At 66.6% G+C, this 19,074-nt stretch carries 21 protein-coding genes; 3 read left to right on the forward strand and 18 right to left on the reverse strand.

All coding sequences use genetic code 11. The annotated features are described in order from the left end of the window. The 7 genes from QFZ42_RS20055 to QFZ42_RS20085 form a co-directional block, all read right to left on the reverse strand. Nucleotides 1-1,701, reverse strand: coding sequence for a RecQ family ATP-dependent DNA helicase (locus QFZ42_RS20055; protein ID WP_307702645.1), 1,701 nt, complete (start codon nt 1,699-1,701; stop codon nt 1-3). Between the two features lie 104 nt (nt 1,702-1,805). Then, nucleotides 1,806-2,327 carry a hypothetical protein gene (locus QFZ42_RS20060; RefSeq protein WP_307702646.1) on the reverse strand — a complete coding sequence of 174 codons (522 nt, stop codon included), beginning with the start codon at nt 2,325-2,327 and terminating at the stop codon, nt 1,806-1,808. A gap of 17 nt (nt 2,328-2,344) precedes the next feature. After that, on the reverse strand, nt 2,345-3,526 hold the full coding sequence (locus QFZ42_RS20065; RefSeq protein WP_307702647.1) for a zinc-dependent alcohol dehydrogenase: 1,182 nt from the start codon (nt 3,524-3,526) through the stop codon (nt 2,345-2,347). 99 nt (nt 3,527-3,625) lie between these two features. Next, nucleotides 3,626-4,552, reverse strand: a complete 927-nt coding sequence (locus QFZ42_RS20070) for an NAD(P)/FAD-dependent oxidoreductase (RefSeq protein ID WP_307702648.1) — start codon at nt 4,550-4,552, stop codon at nt 3,626-3,628. 39 nt (nt 4,553-4,591) lie between these two features. Further along, complete coding sequence (locus tag QFZ42_RS20075; protein ID WP_307702649.1) at nt 4,592-5,509, reverse strand: manganese catalase family protein; 918 nt, start codon at nt 5,507-5,509, stop codon at nt 4,592-4,594. A gap of 99 nt (nt 5,510-5,608) precedes the next feature. Then, the gene (locus QFZ42_RS20080; protein WP_307702650.1) at nt 5,609-6,016 is read right to left on the reverse strand and encodes a response regulator; all 408 of its coding nucleotides are present in this window, start codon (nt 6,014-6,016) and stop codon (nt 5,609-5,611) included. Then, the gene (locus tag QFZ42_RS20085) at nt 6,013-8,043 is read right to left on the reverse strand and encodes a S9 family peptidase (RefSeq protein ID WP_307702651.1); all 2,031 of its coding nucleotides are present in this window, start codon (nt 8,041-8,043) and stop codon (nt 6,013-6,015) included. The genes QFZ42_RS20080 and QFZ42_RS20085 overlap by 4 nt, the downstream gene beginning before the upstream one ends. Nucleotides 8,044-8,270: 227 nt before the next feature. Between QFZ42_RS20085 and QFZ42_RS20090 the strand changes: the two genes are divergently transcribed. Continuing rightward, nucleotides 8,271-8,477, forward strand: a complete 207-nt coding sequence (locus QFZ42_RS20090) for a hypothetical protein (RefSeq protein WP_307702652.1) — start codon at nt 8,271-8,273, stop codon at nt 8,475-8,477. A gap of 45 nt (nt 8,478-8,522) precedes the next feature. Here the strand turns inward: QFZ42_RS20090 and QFZ42_RS20095 are convergent, their stop codons facing one another. Together QFZ42_RS20095 and QFZ42_RS20100 are read right to left on the reverse strand one after the other, a co-directional pair. Further along, nucleotides 8,523-9,281, reverse strand: coding sequence for an alpha/beta hydrolase family protein (locus QFZ42_RS20095; protein ID WP_307702653.1), 759 nt, complete (start codon nt 9,279-9,281; stop codon nt 8,523-8,525). Beyond that, nucleotides 9,278-9,541, reverse strand: a complete 264-nt coding sequence (locus QFZ42_RS20100; protein ID WP_307702654.1) for a hypothetical protein — start codon at nt 9,539-9,541, stop codon at nt 9,278-9,280. The genes QFZ42_RS20095 and QFZ42_RS20100 overlap by 4 nt, the downstream gene beginning before the upstream one ends. A gap of 299 nt (nt 9,542-9,840) precedes the next feature. Between QFZ42_RS20100 and QFZ42_RS20105 the strand changes: the two genes are divergently transcribed. Then, on the forward strand, nt 9,841-10,392 hold the full coding sequence (locus QFZ42_RS20105; RefSeq protein ID WP_307702655.1) for a DUF4142 domain-containing protein: 552 nt from the start codon (nt 9,841-9,843) through the stop codon (nt 10,390-10,392). A 4-nt stretch (nt 10,393-10,396) separates the two neighbouring features. On the opposite strand, the gene QFZ42_RS20110 is transcribed toward QFZ42_RS20105, so the two are convergent. From QFZ42_RS20110 to QFZ42_RS20145, 8 genes are all read right to left on the reverse strand, one after another. Further along, the gene (locus QFZ42_RS20110; protein ID WP_307702656.1) at nt 10,397-11,245 is read right to left on the reverse strand and encodes an alpha/beta fold hydrolase; all 849 of its coding nucleotides are present in this window, start codon (nt 11,243-11,245) and stop codon (nt 10,397-10,399) included. Continuing rightward, nucleotides 11,242-11,487, reverse strand: a complete 246-nt coding sequence (locus QFZ42_RS20115; RefSeq protein WP_307702657.1) for a DUF378 domain-containing protein — start codon at nt 11,485-11,487, stop codon at nt 11,242-11,244. Before QFZ42_RS20115 ends, QFZ42_RS20110 begins: the two co-directional genes overlap by 4 nt. 112 nt (nt 11,488-11,599) lie before the next feature. Beyond that, nucleotides 11,600-11,893 carry a copper-binding protein gene (locus QFZ42_RS20120; RefSeq protein WP_307702658.1) on the reverse strand — a complete coding sequence of 98 codons (294 nt, stop codon included), beginning with the start codon at nt 11,891-11,893 and terminating at the stop codon, nt 11,600-11,602. Nucleotides 11,894-11,909: 16 nt separating this feature from the next. Next, nucleotides 11,910-12,404 (reverse strand): cupredoxin domain-containing protein, encoded by a 495-nt coding sequence (locus QFZ42_RS20125; RefSeq protein ID WP_307702659.1) that lies wholly within the window; start codon nt 12,402-12,404, stop codon nt 11,910-11,912. A 19-nt stretch (nt 12,405-12,423) separates the two neighbouring features. Then, nucleotides 12,424-13,848, reverse strand: a complete 1,425-nt coding sequence (locus tag QFZ42_RS20130) for a multicopper oxidase family protein (protein WP_307702660.1) — start codon at nt 13,846-13,848, stop codon at nt 12,424-12,426. 30 nt (nt 13,849-13,878) lie between these two features. Next, nucleotides 13,879-15,303 (reverse strand): TolC family protein, encoded by a 1,425-nt coding sequence (locus tag QFZ42_RS20135; protein WP_307702661.1) that lies wholly within the window; start codon nt 15,301-15,303, stop codon nt 13,879-13,881. Next, on the reverse strand, nt 15,300-15,626 hold the full coding sequence (locus QFZ42_RS20140) for a hypothetical protein (protein ID WP_307702662.1): 327 nt from the start codon (nt 15,624-15,626) through the stop codon (nt 15,300-15,302). The genes QFZ42_RS20135 and QFZ42_RS20140 overlap by 4 nt, the downstream gene beginning before the upstream one ends. A gap of 163 nt (nt 15,627-15,789) precedes the next feature. Next, nucleotides 15,790-16,221 (reverse strand): hypothetical protein, encoded by a 432-nt coding sequence (locus tag QFZ42_RS20145; protein ID WP_307702663.1) that lies wholly within the window; start codon nt 16,219-16,221, stop codon nt 15,790-15,792. Nucleotides 16,222-16,484: 263 nt separating this feature from the next. Between QFZ42_RS20145 and QFZ42_RS20150 the strand changes: the two genes are divergently transcribed. Then, complete coding sequence (locus QFZ42_RS20150; protein ID WP_307702664.1) at nt 16,485-17,255, forward strand: M48 family metalloprotease; 771 nt, start codon at nt 16,485-16,487, stop codon at nt 17,253-17,255. A 97-nt stretch (nt 17,256-17,352) separates the two neighbouring features. Here QFZ42_RS20150 and QFZ42_RS20155 read toward each other — a convergent pair whose 3' ends face one another. After that, nucleotides 17,353-18,831, reverse strand: a complete 1,479-nt coding sequence (locus QFZ42_RS20155; RefSeq protein ID WP_307702665.1) for an NAD-dependent succinate-semialdehyde dehydrogenase — start codon at nt 18,829-18,831, stop codon at nt 17,353-17,355. Between the last annotated feature and the right edge of the window lie 243 nt (nt 18,832-19,074).

Consider the following 19,074-nt stretch of genomic DNA (forward strand, 5'->3'; position numbering starts at 1 on the left):
TCACTGCTGGGGCAAACGCGCTGTTACCAGACGCTGCGCTGCTCGCCTGGCCCTCCGCGCGGGCACGGGGGTCACGAACTCGGGCTGAAAACAACGCTGGCTGCCGTCGGCGAATTCGATGGTGACGGAGACCGCGTCGGCACTCGTCACGCTTCCTGCGCCATAGCGTGGAACGCGCACGGATTCGCCTCGCGCAAAGAGAGGAGCGTGCGGCGAAGCGCCCTGCTCTTCTTCGGTTTCAACCTCAGCTTGCGCGGCCTGTTCCCGCTCGTGCCTCGCGAGGCGCACGCAGTTGTCGCACGCACCGCAGCGTTGCGTGAGCTCATCGCTTCCCAGTCCCGAAAGGAGCACCTGCCATCGGCACATGCCGGTGGTCGCATAGAAGGTCATGCGCTCCAACGCCTCGCGCTCCTGTTCGCGTTTTTCGCGGTGGCCGATCAGCAGCGCGTCGAGTTCGGCGTCTCCGAGGGCCGGCCTCTTCTTTCCCCAGCGCAGCAATCCCTCGCCGTCGCGCTCCAGCAGGCCCTCTTGCCGCAGCAGGCTCAGCAACAGGCGGAGCTTGCCGCGCGGCAGGCGTGCGCGCTGCTGAATCTCTGCCGCCGACCAGCCCTGTGCCGCGGGAGGCGCGGTGGACAGCACCTGCTGCAGCGCACGCAGTTCGGCCGCCTCGGGCAGCCAGCCGGCCAGAAAAAATTGCTGCACGGCCTTGTCGCGCCGCAGGTAGAGCAACACGCAATCGGCACGCTCGCCATCGCGGCCGGCGCGTCCTGACTCCTGGTAATAGGCATCGAGGCTCGAGGGCATCTGGTAGTGCAGCACAAAGCGGATGTCGGGTTTGTCGATGCCCATGCCGAATGCATTGGTGGCCACCATCACGCGGAGCTTTCCGGTCATGAATGCGTCTTGCGCGGCGTGCCGCTCGCTCGCGCGCAGCTTGCCGTGGTACAGGCCGACGGACTCGCCGGCGTCCGCCAGTTCGGCAAAGAGCGCCTCGGCCGCTTTCACGGTCGCGGTGTAGACGATGCCACTGCCTTCGAGGCCCGCCACCAGCGCGAGTGCGCGCCGCAGCTTGTCTTCCTCTCTCAGCGCGGGCTCGACCGCGTAGTGCAGGTTGGGCCGGTACGCACCGGTGTCGATCAGGCCGGCGCGCGGAATGCCGAGCTTTTCCATGATCTCTTCGGCCACTTCGTCGTTTGCGGTGGCCGTGAGCGCCAGCACCACCGGATGGCGCAGGGCGCGCACTGCCGCGCCGATCTCCAGGAACGCGGGCCGGAAATCATGTCCCCACTGCGAGATGCAATGCGCCTCGTCGACGACGAGCAAGGACGTGGGCCGTTGCTGCAGCAGCTTCAGGAAGGCGGCATCGGCCAATCGTTCCGGCGTGCTGAAGACCACGCGCGCAGTGCCGTCGGCAATGGCCTTCTCTGCGGCGTCGATCTCCTCGGCGGTGCACTGGCTGTTCAGCTGCACGGCACGCACGCCGTTCGCGTTCAGCTTCTCGCATTGGTCTTTCATCAGCGCGATCAACGGCGAGACCACCACGGTCTGCCCGGGCGCCAGAACCGCGGGCACCTGATAGCAGAGCGATTTTCCGGCGCCCGTGGGCATGACGGCGAGCGTCGATTCGCCGGCCACCACCCTGTCGATCACGCGGCGCTGCCCGGGCCGCAGCTGGCGATGGCCGAACACTTCGTGAAGCACCCGGTCGGCTGCGGCTGCGGCTGCGGCGCCGGTCCGGGCTCGGCCATGCCGAGCTTCGGGAGCTCCTTGCGGGAGAACCTTGGATGTCGGCAGGCTGCGCCGGCTCATCCGCGCAGGCGACGAGACCGCCCCCGGCGCTTGAGCACCATGGCCAGCAGCGCCACCGCCCCAATGCCGATGGCCGCCTTGCGCGCCGCGCCCATCGGGTTGTGCCGGAGTTCGGCGCGGCCGCCCATTTCGGCATACAGGTTCGGCACATGGCCGCGCGACAGGTCGTCGATTAGGCCCTCGCCCATTTGCACCCGGTCTGCCAGCAGCAGCACGAGCCAGTGCCGCAGGTCGTTCTCCGAATGCCGGAACGCCATGCGGCGCAAACGGCCGCTCAGCCCGGAGGGCGGCAGCGTGGTGCCGAAGATGGGCGTGATGCCGGGGCGTTCGGTCGAATGAAGCAGCTCGACATGCGAGTGCTGCTGCTCGGGCGGCTCCACCGCGTGGGGCAGGCGCGGCGGCGTGCGCTCCTTGGGATAGGCAGGCCGCATGGCGGGGTCGAGGTCGGCGCCCCAGCCGACGATGTGTGCATGGCTGGGCGACGGCGAACGGGTGTTCGAAGGATCTGACATGTTCATTGGTGCGCTCCCGTCAATCAGTGGCTTGCGCCCGCGGTCGTGGTTTCGTGCACCATGCCCGGCGGCACCAGCACCGTCTTGATGCAGTTGTCGAGCTTGCTCGAGAAGATGTGATACGCGTCCGCCACATCGCGCAGGTCGATGCGATGCGTGATCACGCGGCGCGGTTCGATGCGCCCGGCCTGGATGTGTTCGATGAGGCGCGGCAAATGCCGCTTCACGCTGGCCTGGTTCATGCGCAGCGTGAGCCCCTTGTTGACCGCATTGCCGATGGGCACGGCATTGAAGGTGGGGCCATAAACACCCACGATCGACACGGTTCCGCCCTTGCGAACCGAGTTGATGCACCAGTGCAGCACCGTGGCCGCGCCGCCCTGCAGCTTGAGCTTGACGCCCAGCAGGGTCTGCGCGAAGTTGCCCGCCGCCTCGCAGCCCACGCAATCGATGCAGACGTCGGCGCCGAGGCCGTCGGTCATCTTCTTGATGTGGATCGCCATGTCGCCCACCTGCTTGAAGTCGATGACCTCGCACTGCGCGTAGGAGCGCACGAACTCCAGCCTGTAGTCGACGTGGTCCACCACGATCACGCGGCCCGCGCCGAGCAGCCAGGCCGACTTGGCCGCGAAGATGCCGACCGGGCCTGCGCCGAAGATCACCACCGTATCGCCCTCGCGGATGCCGCCCATCTCGGCGGCCTGGTAGCCGGTGGGCAATGCGTCGGTCAGCAGCACGGCATCGTCCAGGTCCATGTCGGGTGGGATGACCGTCGGCCCCACGTCGGCCATGGGCACGCGCACGTATTCCGCCTGTCCGCCGTCGTAGCCGCCCGCCGTGTGCGAGTAGCCGAAGATGCCGCCCACCGCGGTCGCCTCGGGGTTGGTCGAGTGGCAGTTGCCGTAGAGCTCCTTCTGGCAGAAGTAGCAGCTGCCGCAGAAGATGTTGAAAGGCACCAGCACGTGGTCGCCCGGTTTCAGATGCTCCACCGCCGAGCCGACCGACTCGACCACGCCCGTGAACTCGTGGCCGAAGGTCGTGCCGATGCGCGTGTCGGGCACCAGGCCGTGGTACAGGTGCAGGTCGGAGCCGCAGATGCACGAGCGCGTCACGCGCACGACGGCATCGCCGGGATGCTCGATCTCGGGTTCGGGCTTGTGCACCGCGCGAACCCTGTAGGGGCCGCGGTAGTTCATTGCCAGCATCGGTTGCTCCTTCTTGAATACGGCGCCAGCATCTGCGCCGGGCGGGTGCGCCGCGCAAGCAGAGAGCCACAGGACTCGTCGGACGGCGCCCACATCGAATCAAGCCCCGGTTCGCCGGGACCAGTCGGGGCCGAGCTCGCGGTGGATGGCCGAAGCCGCAATGGCCGCACCGCCCATCGCCACCGCAATCTGGTTGAGCCCGGAAGACACATCGCCCGCCGCATACAGGCCCGGCACGTTCGTCGCGTGGTGGGCATCGATCTCGACGTAACCCGTTTCGTCCACCGAAGCGCCGAGAGCCTGGGCAAGCTGCGAGTGCACGGTCAGGCCCAGCGCGCAATAGAGCGTGTCGCACAGCGTGCGCGCCCCTGCATGCATGAGCTCGATGCGTTCGCCATGCCGGCGTATGGCCTCCACCGGTGCATCGTTCCAGCGAATGCCGGCGTCGGCCAGGCGGCGGCGCTCTTCGGGAGCGAGCCCCGGCCCCCCTTGCGCCATGAACAGCATGATGTCGGCACTGAAGTGCCGCAGGTAGATCGCTTCCGCCACACCGGCGCGGCCGTCCGCGTACACACCGACGGTCTTGCCGATGACTTCGTAGGCATCGCACACCGGGCAATAGCGCAGCACGCCGGCGTCCAGCGCGGCGCGCACATGCGGCATGGCGGGTGGAATGTCCGTCACGCCGGTGGCGAGCAGCAGCCGCTTGCCGGCGATCGGACCTTCCTGGCTCTCCAGCCGAAAAGCATCGGGCGCGCGCTCCGCGCGTTCGACGAAGGTTTCAAGCACGCGGACCGGGTAGTTGTGCAGTTGGACCCGCAGCATGTCGCGCACCTGCGCGCCCGAGATGCCGTCGGCAAAGCCCGGATAGTTGTGCGAGCGCGGAATCTTCTCGATGCGGCTTTGGCCCGCATCGATCAGCCTCACCGAGCGGCGGAAGCGGGCCAGATAAATGGCCGCCATGAGTCCGGCCGGACCGCCGCCGACAACAACGGCATCGGCCAGGGTTTCGTGTCGAGGCTGCACGATGACAATGGCTCTGCGGCGCGTTTACGGGCCTTCGGGCTATCCCTTCGGCTTGCCCAGCTCCGTGGCCAGTTCGTCGAGGATCGCGTCGTCCGACATGCCCAGTTCGGCGCCCGTCGGCGGGTTGCTTGCCGGGTCGGAAGATGTCCTGACGGCCATCGCCTCCACCGCGGCCTGGTCTTCGGCCGTGAGCTGCACCGTGGGCTCGCCGGAGCCACCGTCCACCGCCATCTGCTGCTCCGGCTCGCTGACGAAGTCCCATTTTTCGCCTTGGTTCCAGGGCCCGCGCACCTCGCCGCCCTTGGACATGTCGAAGTAGACCTTCGTGAATTCAGGCATGCCCGGCAGCTTGCCCGGCGGGAAGTTGGGCTGGATGGCGTAGAGCGCCTTCTCGAACGACTTCTGGTGTGCGATCTCGCGCGTCATCAGAAAACCCAGCGCTTCCTTCACGCCCGGATCGTCGGTCAGGTTGATCAATCGTTCGTAGACGATCTTGGCGCGCGCCTCGGCCGCGATGTTGGAACGCAAGTCGGCCGTGGGCTCGCCGATGGTGTCGATGTACGCCGCCGTCCAGGGCACGCCGGCCGAGTTGACCAGCGCGGGGCCGCCGCCGTAGAGCACCTGCGTCACGTGGCTGTCGTTGCCCGCACCGGTGATGGTGCGAAAGGCTTCCGCCTCGGTGTCCACCCCTTCGGCGAGACGCCCCTTCGCGCCCTTGTTGAGCATCGCGACGATGGTGCCGATGACTTCCAGATGGCTCAACTCTTCCGTGGCGATGTCGAACAGCATGTCCTTGCGGCCCGGGTCGTCCTCGCCGACGGCCTGCGTGAAATAGCGGCAGGCCGCGGCGAGCTCGCCTTGCGGACCGCCGAACTGTTCGAGCATGAGGTTGGCAAGACCGGGATTGGTCTCGCTGACGCGCACGGTGTATTGCAGTCGCTTGTTGTGGGAGAACATGCGTGGACTCCTTGAAAAAGGATTTCCATGTTGCAGGCCCGAGCTCGCTCCGGACTCGGCATGCGCGCCACGCTGCTGTAGGTTGAATCCGGCTCCGCGTTACCTCCTGTGCGCCTCTTTCCGCCCCGCGTCCGGGTGCAGCGATCGGCTCGCTTCAATACAAAAGTCGATGAGAGGAGTGATCTCGGTGGTCTTGTCGAAGAACGCATCGGCGCCTGTTTCGGCGGCGCGTTCCCGTACAGGGTCGCGCGCATAGTTCGACATCAAGACGACGCGCTGTTGCGAAGAACGCACGGCGCAGCGCCGCAAGATGTTGAAGCCGTTGCCGCGCTCCAGAAAAAGGTCGATCAGCGCCAGGTCCCAATCCTTCGGATGCGCGTCGAGCCAGCCGATGGCTTCTTCTTCGGTGGCCGCGGCGAACACGATCTCCATCCGCGGGATCGCTCGCAAGACCTGTCCGAGATGCTCGCGCATGGCGGCATCGTCTTCCGCCAGAAAAACTCTCATCGAAGGCTCTCTCCCTCCGGCTCTTCCGCCCTCTCCTGGTCGAGCGGCGGCGCGTCGAAAGGCTCGGTGAAGCGAACGACCCATTCGATGATCCGCTTTGCCGCATCTTCCCGGCACGAGGGCGCACCGCTGCCCAGGAAGCCGTGCGTCTCGCCCGGATAGAGCACCAGTTCCGTCGGCGTATCGCCGGCACGCGCAAGAGACACGAACAGCTCTTCCGATTGGCACTTGGGGCAGCGTTCGTCGTCCTTGCCTTGCATGAAAAGCGTGGGGGTCGCCGATTTTTCGATGTGCTGCAGCGGGGACAGCCTGCTGGCGCGCTTGCGGTCGAACACCGGCGAGCTCCCCATGTAGAACGGGTCGGCGTAGTAGCCGCCGTCCGACGTGCCGTAGTGAGTCTCGATATTGCCGACAGGCGCCATCACCACCGCGGCGGCGAACGCATCGGAGTTGCCCGTGGCAAAGCCGCTCAGGTAGCCGCCGTACGACTTGCCCGAGATGGCCACCCGCCCGTCCGACACGCCGTCGGCGCGCAACTGCCTTATCGCCGCGAGGTGCTGCGGCAAGTCGTGCGTGCCCCAGTGCCCCGCGAGCCGCCGACAGAATTCGCGGCCATAGCTGGCCGAGCCCACCGCGTTCAGCGCCAGCACCGCCCAACCCCTGGCGCACAGCACCTGCCAGAACACGTTGGTGTCGAAGTCGAGCAACGCGTAGCTCGCGGGCCCGCCGTGCACGTCGTTCAGCAGCGGCTGAGGCTGCGTGCTGCCGTGCGCGCGAAGCAGCCAGCCCTCGATGCGTTCTGTGCCGCCGCGGCCGTCAGGCACCTCGAACTCCATCGCGCGCGCCTCGATGCCCGGACGGTCGCTCCACCAGGGATTCAAGCGGCTCAGCTGGCGCTCCCGGCCTGGCTCGCCGATGCCGCTTTCTTCTTCGCCGCGCGGCTGCGTCCATAGCTCGCTGGGCAGCGAAGGATGGTCCACGCTGTAGACGAAATGCCGCTCCGTGCAGCCGAAGACACCCAGCTGCCGGTCCCCGCCGGCGAGCACCCGCAGCGATTCGCGCGCCACGTCAAGCGCGACGATCTGGTGCCGCCCGCGATGCGCCCGCGTGAACACCAGGCAGCTGCCGTCGGAGGTCCATTGAACCGAACCCGGGTCGGCCACGTCCACCGTGTCCTCGCAGAGCGCGCGCACCTTTCCCGAGGCCGCTTCGGCGACCCACAGCCGGGGCTCGGCATCGCCTTCTTCGCGCGCACCGGTGAAGGCAATGTGGCGCCCGTCGGGCGACCAGCAAGGCTGCATCACGATGGCGTGTTCATGCGTCAGGCGCCGCGCGTTGCGGCCGTCCGCGTCGCACACCCAGAGATCGTTGCAATGCGCAAAGCGCCCTTCGCGCGTGCGTGCAAAGGCGATGCGCCGCCCGTCCGGCGACACATCGAAGGCGAGCACGTCGAAAGCGCCGTCCGTCAACTGGGTGTGCCGGCCCGTGGCGGCATCGAGGCGGAACAGGTGGAACTCGCGCCGCAGCAGATAACCCACGCCGTCTTCCTTGTAGGGAAGCCGCCATGCCAGCTCGGGCATGCATTTGCGCGTTTCGGGCGGTTTGCCGTGGGCGCGCGCGCCGCGCAGGTCCGGATCGGTCTTCACCGCGGCTGCGACCACCAGCGACCTGCCATCCGGCGCCCACCGCAGGTTCGACACGCTCTGCGGAAACGCGCCGAGCTGCCACGCCTCGCCGCCGTCGCGCCGTATCAGATGAACCTGCGGCGAACCGCCGCGGTTCGACAGGAATGCGAGCCGCGTGCCGTCCGGCGACCAGCGCGGCGACTCGTCGCGCCCCGGGCCGCGCGTGAGCTGCAAGGCGGCCGAGCCATCCAGTGCAAAGGTCCAGATGCACGAGATGTAGCTGTCGTTCTCGCGATCGACCGACGACACCGCGCAGGCCGCGAGCTCGAGCCCCGGCGCGCAGTGAAGGTCCAGGACCTTCTGATGGAGGTAGAGGTCGTCAACGGTGAAGGGTTTGGTCATGTCGATGTACTCCGCATGCAGAGGGAACGAGGCAACCCGCGTGCCCAGGGCCGAGACCCGCGGCCGCGCACCGGCCGGGCGCGGCAAGTAAGACCTGCCGTCAAAAGCGGTCTGGCGGAACCAGGCGGGCAGGGGAAATCGTCCTGCACCGCCTGCTCTTTCCGTCCCACTGCCCCTGCTGTCGGCCGCAGGAAGATGGCCATTGGCGAACAACAGGAGCAGCAGTCATGAAACGCAAGCAAGAGCCCGCCCCACCGGCGGACCCCTCGCCCCTCACGCCGGGCGAGTTGCCGCTCGAGGCCGAGGTGCGCGCGAACGACCTCGAGCTGGATGAATCGACGAGGCCGGAAGAGTCGACCGACATGGCCGACGACGAAGCACAGCCCGGCAAGGGCGAGAACGCGCCGGGCTTTCTGAAGCGCCACGAGCCCTGACGGACGACTTCAAACGGAACGGAGGCCTTGCAGCGAAGTGCAAGCTCACGCAGCGCCGCGAGCGTTGTCGTCCACCGCGGCGGCTGCGCCGCCGGTGACCCGGTCCATCCAGCGCAACAGTTCTTCGATGAACCGGCCCTGCGCGGCGTTGCTCGAGAGTTCGTGGTCGGCACCTTCGAGAAGGCGGTAGTCGAAGGACCGCGTGTTGCTGAACGACGCCTTGTAGCTCTTGACCGCGGGATGAGGCACGGTGTCGTCGTCTTCGGATTCGATCAGCAGAACGTCGCCCCGGAAGGCCTCGCATGCCGCAAGCGCCGCGTTTTCATTCGGGCTCCGGATGCTGCGGCGGTAGCGGTCGAGCTGGTCCTTGTCCAGCGCTTCCTTCGGGACGAGCCAGTCCTCGTCGCGATACAGTGCAGGTGAGCGCAGCGCCATCCACTGCAGCGGCCTTTGCGCGCTCAAGAGCGTGCCGAGATAGCCGCCATAGCTGAACCCGACGAAGGCCACCGCCCTCCTTTCGACAGCCTGCTGCGCCACCAGGCTGTCGTAGGCGGCAACGAGCTCTTCGAGGTTCTGGTCGCGGCTCATCTTCTTGCGCGCGGCACCGTGGCTTCGGTCGCCCGGAAAATCGATGCGGCGCGTGAGCCATCCCTGCTCGTGGAGCGCATCGCCTATGCGGTCGTACTGCTCGTGCTGGTCGTCGTCCCATCCCGGCACAAGAAGCACTGCCGGTCTTTGCGCGAAACGGTGCCGCAGGACTTCGGGCGTCAACGGCCGCGGCGCCGAACCAAGGTCCTTGCTCATGAGCAGGATCCTTCGCGATCGGCGACAACGCCTCCCCTGGCTTCCTGCTCGTCGATCCACCGGATGCCCCGCGCCTTGAGGCCTTCGAACAGGTCGTCCCGGCTCTCGAAAATTCCCGTGGAGAGCAGCGAACACCGAAACTCGCCTTCCTTGCGTACCTGGGCCACGCCGGAACGGCGCCCCCCGCTCATCGTCTTTTCAGAGAAGAAGGCAATCTCCCATCCTTTGTGAATGTAGCGTCCTTGAGGAATGAGCTCCATGGTTGCCCCTAGCACTGCCGATCCATCGCAATGCCGATTTCGGCACTGCTTACTTCATGTGAAAAATTTCACGGGATGTCACTGTACACAGGCTGGAATTGATGAGTTGCGGCTGCGAGAAGAAAGCGGTGGCCTCCGGGTCCAATGGCCGGCAAGCGACGTTGGCGGACGCCGGATCGCAAGGGGTTGACGGCTGCAGATGCAGCCAGCGTCCGACACGGCGCGCCCTGTGCGGGACTTAGATTGAGCCCGCCTCGCCGAGGCGAAGGACCCGCCGTCGCCGGGCTGCAAGGAAAACCATGAAAAAGCTCGATACCCTCCCGCGCGCCCTGCTGCTTGCTGGCCTGGCGGCGCTCGCCGGCGGATGTGCGGCTCCGCAAGACCCAGCCGCCACCCCGGGCACGGTGCGCCCGGGCGGCCTTCAAGACCCTCAGTTCGTGACCGCGGCGGCAGGCAACGGACGTTACGAGGTGCAGGCTTCGCGCCTGGCCATGTACCGCGCCGCGAGCCCGCAGGTTCGAAGCTATGCGCAGATGCTCGTCGACCATCACACGCTGGCCAACAACGAGCTCATGGACCTGGTGCGCGCCCGCGGCATGCGGTTGCCCGGCGTGCTCCCGCGCGACAAGCGCACGAAGCTGGACCGCCTTGCATCGGCCTCGGGCAGCGAATTCGACCGCATGTACATCCGGCTCGTGGGCATCGAAGACCACCAGGCGGACATCGCGCTCTTCGAGCGTGCCAGCCGCGAACTTCGCGACCCCGAGCTGCGGGCCTGGGCGAGCAAGACGCTGCCCACCCTGCGCTCGCATCTCGACAGAGCGCAATCGCTCGGTTCGGCATTGCGCTGATCGTTCAGGCCTCGGCGAGAAACGCGATCAGCAACGCGTTCACTTCCTCGGGCCGCTCGTGGTGCAGCCAGTGCGTGGCACCCGGCAGGTGAACCACTTCGCACGCGCCGCAGAATGCCGCGCCCGCTTCGGCCAGCCCGCTGGAGAGCGCCGGATCGGCATCGCCCCAGAGAACCGTTGCCGGAATCTCGATGCGCCGCCCGAGCGGACGTGCCAGCGGCATCGCGCGATACCAGTTGAGCATGGCATGAAGCGCGCCCTCCCGCGACCACGCGTCGCGGTACTTGGCCAGCGCTGTCTCGTCGAAGGTTCCGGGCGGGCTGCGGCCGGTCAGCGTGAGCGCAAGCAGTGCATGGTCGTTTGCGCTCAGCGCCAGCTCGGGCAGCCAAGGCATCTGGAAGAAGCCGACGTAGGCGCTGCGCACCGCCTGCAGCGGATGGGTGAGCGCATAGCTTGCCAAGGTTGCCGGATGCGGCGCGTTCAGAATGGCAAGACGGCTCAGCCGCTCTGGCTCCCGTGCAGCGAGATGCCATGCAACGATGCCGCCCCAGTCATGGCCCACGAGAGCGAAGCGCTCGTGCCCGAGCTGGCTGCATATCTCGCACACATCGTCGGCCAGCGTATCGAGCGCATAGGCGCCGATGCCGGCCGGCTTGTCGGACTCGCCATACCCGCGCTGGTCGGGCACGATCACCCGCCAACCGGCGTTTGCGAGCGGCGCCATCTGGTGCCGCCAGCCGTACCAGAATTCCGGGAACCCGTGCAGCAGGACCACCGGTGGACCGTCCTCCGGCCCGCAGGTCGCCAGGTGAAAGCCGATGCCGTTCGCGGCAATGCGGTGATGGCGGATCAACTGCGCGGCACCAGTCGCATCGGCATGGTCAGGCCGTAGAGGCCCGCCAGCCCAACCAGCACATAGACGACCCGGCTGGCCATCGACATGTCGCCGAAGATGGCGGCGACCAGATCGAAGTTGAACGCGCCGACAAGGCCCCAGTTGACGGCCCCGACGATCATCAGGAGCAGCGCGATCCAGTCCGCGACGCCGAGAGAATGTTTGGCGAGGGCGGCGTTGCTGCGAAGGGTAGTGCTCATCGAATGCTCCTGCGTTGAAAGAAAACGAATTCAACGCGGATGCTCTTCGGCAGACCGGGCCGCTGCGTAGGAAAAAATCCGGTGCAGGCGTCGGTGCCGCCAGCGTTACGGTTCAGGGCGCCGGCTCGATGGCGGTCACGACGATCTTGCCGTCGATCTTCTCGGCCTGGAAGCGCACCTTCTCGCCGGTCTTTACCTTGTCGAGCAAGGCGTCTTCCTTGACGCCGAAAACCATGGTCATGCCGGGCATGTCCAGGTCCGTCAGCGGGCCGTGCTTGATCGTGATTTTCTTGTTGTCCTTGTCGACTTTTCGGACCTCGCCGTCGGCGAGTTCCGCGGCCGCCACGGCGCCGGTGAGCGAAAGTGCGGCAACGAAGGCCGCGAGTGCGATACGGATGTTCGACATCTGGGTTTTCCTTGCTTTACTTGGCGGCCTTGGCGATCTTGACCGCGCCCTTCATGCCGGCGTCGTAGTGGCCCGGTTGCAGGCAACCGAAGTCGACCTTGCCGGCCTTGGTGAACTGCCACACGATCTCGCCGGTCTTGCCCGCGGCCAGCGTCACCATGTTCGGATCGGCGTGCTCCATTTCCGGGTTCTTCTTCATGGCCTCGTAGTGCTCCTTGAGCTCCTGCTCGGTTCCGAGCACGAGCTCGTGCTTCAGCTGACCGGAGTTCTTGACGACGAAGCGGACGGTTTCGCCCTGCTTCACGGTGATGTCGGCGGGCGTGAAGCGCATCGAGTCGGCCATGTCGACATTGATGGTGCGCGTGGCTTCGGCAGCCACGCCGGGACTGCCGATGGCCGCATCGGCATCGTGCCCATGGCCGCCGGCATGGTTGCCGGCGGCCGAGGCGCCCGTGGCCGCCAGCGCGGCGAAGGCGGCGGAAAAAGCGATATGGCGAAGCGTGTGTTTCATGGTCTTCCTTTCAAAAAAATCAATGCCCGGCATGGCCGGAACTGGCCTTGCCCGGCTTGCGGACCTGTACTTCGATGTTGTTGGCAGGCATGTTCTGCGCGGGCATGGCAGCCGCGCCGGCACCGCGCTGGCGGGCAGGCTCCGGCGGCGCGGCATCCAGTTCGTAGGCGACGGTGCCCTTGGGGTGCTTGAACCAGCCGGGGTTGCTGTAGTCGCCGGCCTTCTGGTTCTTGCGCACCTTCACGACGCTGAACATGCCGCCCATCTCGACCGAACCGAAGGGCCCTTCGCCCGTCATCATTCGCGCGGTGTTGTCGGGAATCGGCATTTCCATCTCGCCCATGTCGGCCATGCCGCGCTCGCCCATCACCATGTAGTCGGGCACAAGGTTCGTGATCTGCTTGACCACGTCCTTGTGGTCGAGGCCAATCATCGTGGGCACGTCGTGACCCATTGCGTTCATGGTGTGATGGCTCTTGTGGCAGTGGAAAGCCCAGTCGCCCTCCTCGTCGGCCAGGAACTCGATCTGGCGCATCTGGCCGACCGCCACGTCGGTGGTCACCTCGTACTGGCGCGTGCTCCTGGGCGTGGGGCCGCCGTCGGTGCCCGTCACCAGAAACTCATGCCCGTGCAGGTGCATCGGGTGGTTGGTCATCGTCAGGTTGCCGATGCGGATGCGCACCTTGTCATTGAGCCTCACGTTGAGCGAGTCGATGCCAGGGAAGATGCGGCTGTTCCACGACCAGAGATTGAAGTCCAGCATCGTCATGATCTTGGGCGTCGCGCTGCCGGGCTCCACGTCGTAGGCGTTGAGCAGGAACACGAAGTCGCGGTCGACCTTCTCGATCAGCGGATGCTCGGCCTTCGGGTGCGTGACCCAGAAGCCCATCATTCCCATCGCCATCTGCGTCATCTCGTCGGCATGCGGGTGATACATGAAGGTGCCGGGGCGGCGTGCGACGAATTCGTAGACGAAGGTCTTCCCCGGGCGAATGGGCCGCTGGGTCAGGCCCGAGACACCGTCCATGCCGTTGGGCAGGCGCTGGCCGTGCCAATGCACGCTGGTGTGCTCGGGCAGCTTGTTGGTCACGAAGATCCGCACGCGGTCCCCTTCGACGACCTCGATGGTCGGGCCCGGCGACTGGCCGTTGTAGCCCCACAGGTTGGCCTTGAAGCCGGGTGCCATTTCGCGCACCACGGGCTCGGCCACGAGATGGAACTCCTTCACGCCGTTGTTCATGCGCCATGGCAGGGTCCAGCCGTTGAGCGTGACCACGGGGTTGTAGGGCCGCCCGCTCGAAGGCACGAGCGGCGGCATGGTGTTGGGCGTGGTCTGCAGCACGGGTTCGGGCAAGGCGGCCATCGCCACCTTGCTCACGCTCGCGGCAGCGATGGCGCCCGTGATGGCACCCGCGCCGCTCAGAAAATTGCGTCTGTTGGTCATGTCGTTCAAATCGTTGGTGGGCGTGCGCGCTCAGTGGGCGGCACTTGCGGTGGCGGCCTCGCCGCCCGAACCGGCTGCGGAGGCGCCCATGGCCGTCGGCTTTCCGATGACCGAGGCTGCCAGGGCGGCGTCGGCCAGCCAGAACTGCTGCTGGGCGTTGATGGCGTTGGTTACGCTGGCAACCTGGTCGCGCGCTTCGGCCAGCAGCTCGAAGACGCCGATCAGCATGCCGTTGTAGCGAAGCACGTTCTCGTCGGCCATGGTCTGGCGCAGCGGCACGATCTCGTCGCGGTAGTGCCGCGCGATGTCGTAGGCGGTGCGGTAGGCCGAGTAGCCTTCGCGCAGCTGCGACGAGGCGCCGCGCACGGTGGCGTCGTAGCGGTTGGCCGCGGCCAGCGACTGCGCGCTGAGCGCGTCGCGCTGCGCCGAGCCCCAGTCGAACAGCGGCAGCCGGATGTCGAGTTCGAAGCCGCGCCGCGTGCTCTTCGTGCCTTCCGCGTTGTCGAAGATCGTGTCGCGCCGGCCACCCACCTCCACGTCGACGAAGGTCGACAGCAGGTTGAGGCCCTGCGACTTGCCCGCCACATCGAGCTGTGCGCGCGCGAGCTGCACGTCGAGCCGCTGTTCGGTCGCGGTGGCGGCCACTTCCTTCGGCTCGCGCGGCGCCTTGGGCAAGTCGGGCAACCGCTCGGGCAATGCCAGCTTCGCGGCCTGCGCGTCGTCCAGGCCCAGGGCACGAATCAGTTCCTCGCGCGCAGCCGTGGCGGCGTGCTGCGCCGAGGCCAACTGCGTGGTCGCATCGGCATAGAAGACCTGCTGGCGCGCGCGCTGCAGTTTGCTGAAGTTGCCGATCTGCTGCATGCGGCGCGCGAGCTCCGCGCTGGCCTGGGCCGAGCGGTTCACCTGTTCGGCGTATTGCAGCGTCTGCTGCGCGGCCACTGCACGGACCCAGGCCTGCCGCACCTGCGTGACCTGGTCGACCACGGCGCCGGTGAGCTGCACCCTGGCCTGGCCGGCCTGGCTTCGCGAGATGGACAGGCGCTGCGGCAGCAGGATCAGATCCACCAGGCCGAAGGACAGCAGCCGGCCGAGCTCGAGCTCGCTGTTCAGGCGCATGCGCTCGAAGGTGAAGACCGGGTTCGGCAGCCGGCTCGCCTGGTTGGCCGCCGCGATGTCGCCCCAGCTCTGCGCCACCAGGGCCTGCACCGAGGGGCTGTTGGCCAGCGCGAGCTGCACCGCATCGGTTTGCGACAGCGGCTTGGACAGCAGCTCCTGCGACAGCGCCGAGCGGCGGTCGCGCTGTTCCTGCGTGCGGCTGAGTTCGAGCTTGCCGCCGGTGAACTGACGGGCGTGGGTGTTGGTGTCCTGCAGCGCGTCGTCGATGCCGACCGAGGCGCATCCGGCCAACAGGGCAGCCGCAAAGGCGACGGCCGCCAGGCGCATGGCCCGCTTCATGGCTGCTCCTTCTTCGCGGGCATCGGCATCGTGTGGCCCTGGTGCGCGGCAGCTGGTGCGTCCGACGCAGCCTGGGCGGCCGGCTCGGTCCCGGCCGCGCCGGTGCCTGCCGCTTCCTTGGCGTAGGCCTGCCAACCGCCGCGCTGGCGCACGGTCTCGTTGGCCTCCTTCCACGGAACGGGTTCTTCGTCGGCGAAGGGGCGATAGCCGTCGAAGGCGGACTTGTAGGTCAGGACGGCGGGTGCCGCCGCCCCCGGCGCCGGGGCAGCAGGCGCGGGTGCCGTATCAGGCGGGGTCTGCGCCATCGCAGCAAGCGCTGCCATGGCGGGAAATACGGCCAGCCAACGGGCCGGCGATGAATGGAACATGGAGTCCTCGCAACTTGTTCATGAGCGGAGTGCGCCAGAACTGCCTGAAGAGGCATGGCGCACGCGATGCATGAGCGTTCGCAGCGGCCCGCGACGAGGTCGCGGGTGCACGAACGCGTTAGGCGCGAGGAGGTTTGTCGAGAACGCGTGGCGCGAGGGTGGCCATCGCGAGGGGCGGCTCCACCAAGTCTGCGCGAGGCAGGCCGTGGAGCACCGGGAATTCCAGCGTGCTGATCAGCGCGGTGCCGTGGCATGCACCGCAGGTGCCGCACTTGTGCATCGTGTCGGGCTCGGCGCTTGCGGTTTTGCCGGCGCTGTCGTCCGTGGATGGCTTGGCTTGGTGGTGATGGTCCGCATGCCCGTCGCTGTGCGGTTGCGCGGCTTGGCCATGCGCATGCGACCCGACCGATTCCGTGGTGGCCGCGGTCATTGCACCCGCGTGAGTACCGCCATCGCCCGGTCCGCAGAAGACCATGGCTGCCGCCGCGTACCCCTGGAACGGCACGGCGAACATCATGACCCAGAGGACAAACAGGCGAACCCGATACATGCGGCGCATTCTACTGAGCGAAGCAATGGCAACAAGCCCGGCTCAGGATTTCGGGCCGCTGTTTCATTCGGAAAAGACGGCATTAATACTTTTGATCAGCACTGTCTTTTCTGCTGCGCACGATGGCGATCAAAGCCGGTAACAACGCGTTGCGCTCACCTATGATGGCGCCGCTGTTGCGCAGCGGCGGCCGGTCCAATCGGCCACCGCGGCTCGATCAGCGTGATGCAATGACTTTTAAATATTCGAAGAAAGGGAGCTTCATGCACCAACTCAAACCGATCGCCGCCTCCATCATCATGGCTGCAACGCTCGCAGGCTGCGGAGCCATCAAGAACGCAGACACCGGCGCCCTCACCCAAGCCGGCGGCTCCGCGTACAAGGCCATGTCGCTGACCGACGGAGACATCGCGACGATGTCCGACCAATCGTGCGCCGCGATGGACCAGAAGAACCAGATCGCCCCCGCCAACAGCCGCTACACCACGCGGCTGAACCAGGTGGTGCGCGCCATGCCCACCAGCGTGAACGGCAAGACCGCCAACTACAAGGTCTACCTGACCAAGGACGTGAACGCCTGGGCCATGGCCAACGGCTGCATCCGCGTCTACAGCGGGTTGATGGACCTGATGAACGACGACGAACTGCGCGGCGTCATCGGCCACGAAATCGGCCACGTCGCCCTGGGCCATTCCAAGGGCCGCATGCAAACGGCCTACGCCGCGTCGGCCGTTCGCGGCCTTGCCAGCGCAGCCGGCGGTGTCGTGGGCCAGCTGTCGCAATCGCAGGCCGGCGACCTCGGCGAGAAGTTCATCAACGCCCAGTTTTCCCAGACTCAAGAGAGCGCAGCCGACAACTACTCCTTCGACCTGCTGACGGAACGCAAGCTCGAACGCAAGGGCCTGGTGAGCAGCTTCCAGAAGCTCGCCGCACTCGACACCGGCGGCTCGGGCAGCTCGATTCTCAGCTCCCACCCGCCATCGAGCGACCGCGCCGCAGCGATGCAGAAGCGCCTCGATACCAAGGCCAAGTAACGGCCCTGCGGCCCCCGGCCTCCCGCATCATCCTTCGATGATGCGATGACGACCGGCACGCGCCGTCTGCGCGCGTGCCGGTCGCCAAGGCTCTCTCTTATTTCTGGATGTCGCCCAGGCAGAGATACTTGATCTCGACGTAGTCGTCCATGCCATGGTGCGAACCCTCGCGCCCCAGGCCCGACTGCTTCACGCCACCGAAAGGCACGTGCTCGGTGGCGATCACGCCGGCATTGATGCCGACCATGCCGTACTCGAGCGCTTCCGCCACACGGAAGATGCGGCCTACGTCGCGGGTGTAGAAGTAGCTTGCCAGTCCGAACTCGGTGTTGTTCGCCGCATCGATGGCGTCCTGCTCGGTCTTGAAGCGGAACACGGGTGCGAAGGGGCCGAAGGTTTCCTCCTTCGCGCACAGCATGTCGGACGTCGCCTCGGCGATGACGGTGGGCTCGAAGAACTGGCCCTCGATCCTGCGGCCGCCGGCCAGCAGCTTGCCGCCCTTGGCCACCGCATCGTCGACATGGCGCTGCACTTTTTCGACGGCCGCATCTTCGATGAGCGGCCCCTGCATCACGCCCTCGTCGAAGCCGTTGCCGACCTTGAGCGCCTTGACCTTGGCCGCGAACTTCTCGACGAAGCGGTCGTAGATGCCGTCCTGCACATACAACCGGTTCGCGCACACGCAGGTCTGTCCCGCGTTGCGGTATTTGCTGGCCATCGCGCCCTCGACCGCCGAATCGACATCGGCGTCGTCGAACACCAGGAAGGGCGCGTTGCCGCCGAGCTCGAGCGACAGCTTCTTGACCGTCGGCGCGCACTGGCTCATGAGAATGCGGCCGACCTCGGTGGAGCCCGTGAAGCTCAGGTGGCGCACGACATCGCTCTCGCACAGTTCCTTGCCGATGGCGATGCTGTTCTGGCTGTCGGCCGTGAGCACGTTGAGCACGCCGGCCGGAATACCCGCGCGCACGGCCAGTTCGGCCGCGGCCAGCGCGGTGAGCGGCGTGAGCTCGGCCGGCTTGATGACGACCGTGCAACCCGCGGCCAACGCCGGCGCCACCTTGCGCGTGATCATGGCCAGCGGAAAGTTCCACGGGGTGATGGCGGCGCACACGCCGATGGCCTGCTTCATCACCAGCAGGCGGCGGTTGTTGTCGAACTGCGGCAGTACTTCGCCGTTGACGCGCTTGGCTTCCTCGGCAAACCATTCGATAAAGCTCGCGCCGTAGGCGACCTCGCCCTTGGCCTCGGCAAAGGGCTTGCCCTGCTCCGCGGTCATGAGGCGGCCCAGGTCTTCGGTATTGGCGACGAGCAGGTCGAACCACTTGCGAAGCACGATGCTGCGCTCCTTACCGGTCTTGCGGCGCCAGGCGGCGAGCGCCATGTTCGCAGCGGCAATGGCAAGGACGGCGTCGGCGCGTGTGAGGTTGGCAACGTCGGCCAGCTTCTGGCCGGTGGCCGGGTCGTTCACGTCGAAGCGACTCTTGCCCTTTGTCCATTCGCCGGCGATCAGCGCGTCGGTCTTGAACAGGGTCGGGTCGTTCAGCAATGCGAGGGGAGAAGTTTTCATGGTCAATGGTCTCGAGTTTTGTTTGCGATCTGTTTGGTTGAGGGGTTTGCTGGGGGACGTTGCTGTTCAGGGCGCACTCCCGCCGACGGGGAGCGTTGCACAGAGCAGTCGTTGATCAGCGGTGTACCAGCCGCGTGCCCAGGTGCACAGGGCATCGGGTGCTCCTCGCAGCGAAATCAAGGAGGAGCGAAGCGGGGGACATTCGCGGAGGGGAGTACCCGGTGGCCTGTGCACACGCCCCGAACAAGA

It is taken from the genome of Variovorax paradoxus (assembly GCF_030815855.1).
GTDB lineage: Bacteria > Pseudomonadota > Gammaproteobacteria > Burkholderiales > Burkholderiaceae_C > Variovorax > Variovorax paradoxus_M.

What these genes read in the sequence shown, in the direction of transcription:
- QFZ42_RS20150 (WP_307702664.1), top strand. Translation starts at nt 16,485, where the DNA reads ATGCACCAACTCAAACCGATCGCCGCCTCCATCATCATGGCTGCAACG.
- QFZ42_RS20120 (WP_307702658.1), bottom strand. Translation starts at nt 11,893, where the DNA reads ATGTCGAACATCCGTATCGCACTCGCGGCCTTCGTTGCCGCACTTTCG.
- QFZ42_RS20060 (WP_307702646.1), bottom strand. Translation starts at nt 2,327, where the DNA reads ATGAACATGTCAGATCCTTCGAACACCCGTTCGCCGTCGCCCAGCCAT.
- QFZ42_RS20115 (WP_307702657.1), bottom strand. Translation starts at nt 11,487, where the DNA reads ATGAGCACTACCCTTCGCAGCAACGCCGCCCTCGCCAAACATTCTCTC.
- QFZ42_RS20100 (WP_307702654.1), bottom strand. Translation starts at nt 9,541, where the DNA reads ATGGAGCTCATTCCTCAAGGACGCTACATTCACAAAGGATGGGAGATT.
- QFZ42_RS20140 (WP_307702662.1), bottom strand. Translation starts at nt 15,626, where the DNA reads ATGGCAGCGCTTGCTGCGATGGCGCAGACCCCGCCTGATACGGCACCC.
- QFZ42_RS20130 (WP_307702660.1), bottom strand. Translation starts at nt 13,848, where the DNA reads ATGACCAACAGACGCAATTTTCTGAGCGGCGCGGGTGCCATCACGGGC.
- QFZ42_RS20075 (WP_307702649.1), bottom strand. Translation starts at nt 5,509, where the DNA reads ATGTTCTCCCACAACAAGCGACTGCAATACACCGTGCGCGTCAGCGAG.
- QFZ42_RS20145 (WP_307702663.1), bottom strand. Translation starts at nt 16,221, where the DNA reads ATGTATCGGGTTCGCCTGTTTGTCCTCTGGGTCATGATGTTCGCCGTG.
- QFZ42_RS20090 (WP_307702652.1), top strand. Translation starts at nt 8,271, where the DNA reads ATGAAACGCAAGCAAGAGCCCGCCCCACCGGCGGACCCCTCGCCCCTC.
- QFZ42_RS20080 (WP_307702650.1), bottom strand. Translation starts at nt 6,016, where the DNA reads ATGAGAGTTTTTCTGGCGGAAGACGATGCCGCCATGCGCGAGCATCTC.
- QFZ42_RS20135 (WP_307702661.1), bottom strand. Translation starts at nt 15,303, where the DNA reads ATGAAGCGGGCCATGCGCCTGGCGGCCGTCGCCTTTGCGGCTGCCCTG.
- QFZ42_RS20125 (WP_307702659.1), bottom strand. Translation starts at nt 12,404, where the DNA reads ATGAAACACACGCTTCGCCATATCGCTTTTTCCGCCGCCTTCGCCGCG.
- QFZ42_RS20105 (WP_307702655.1), top strand. Translation starts at nt 9,841, where the DNA reads ATGAAAAAGCTCGATACCCTCCCGCGCGCCCTGCTGCTTGCTGGCCTG.
- QFZ42_RS20065 (WP_307702647.1), bottom strand. Translation starts at nt 3,526, where the DNA reads ATGCTGGCAATGAACTACCGCGGCCCCTACAGGGTTCGCGCGGTGCAC.
- QFZ42_RS20095 (WP_307702653.1), bottom strand. Translation starts at nt 9,281, where the DNA reads ATGAGCAAGGACCTTGGTTCGGCGCCGCGGCCGTTGACGCCCGAAGTC.
- QFZ42_RS20085 (WP_307702651.1), bottom strand. Translation starts at nt 8,043, where the DNA reads ATGACCAAACCCTTCACCGTTGACGACCTCTACCTCCATCAGAAGGTC.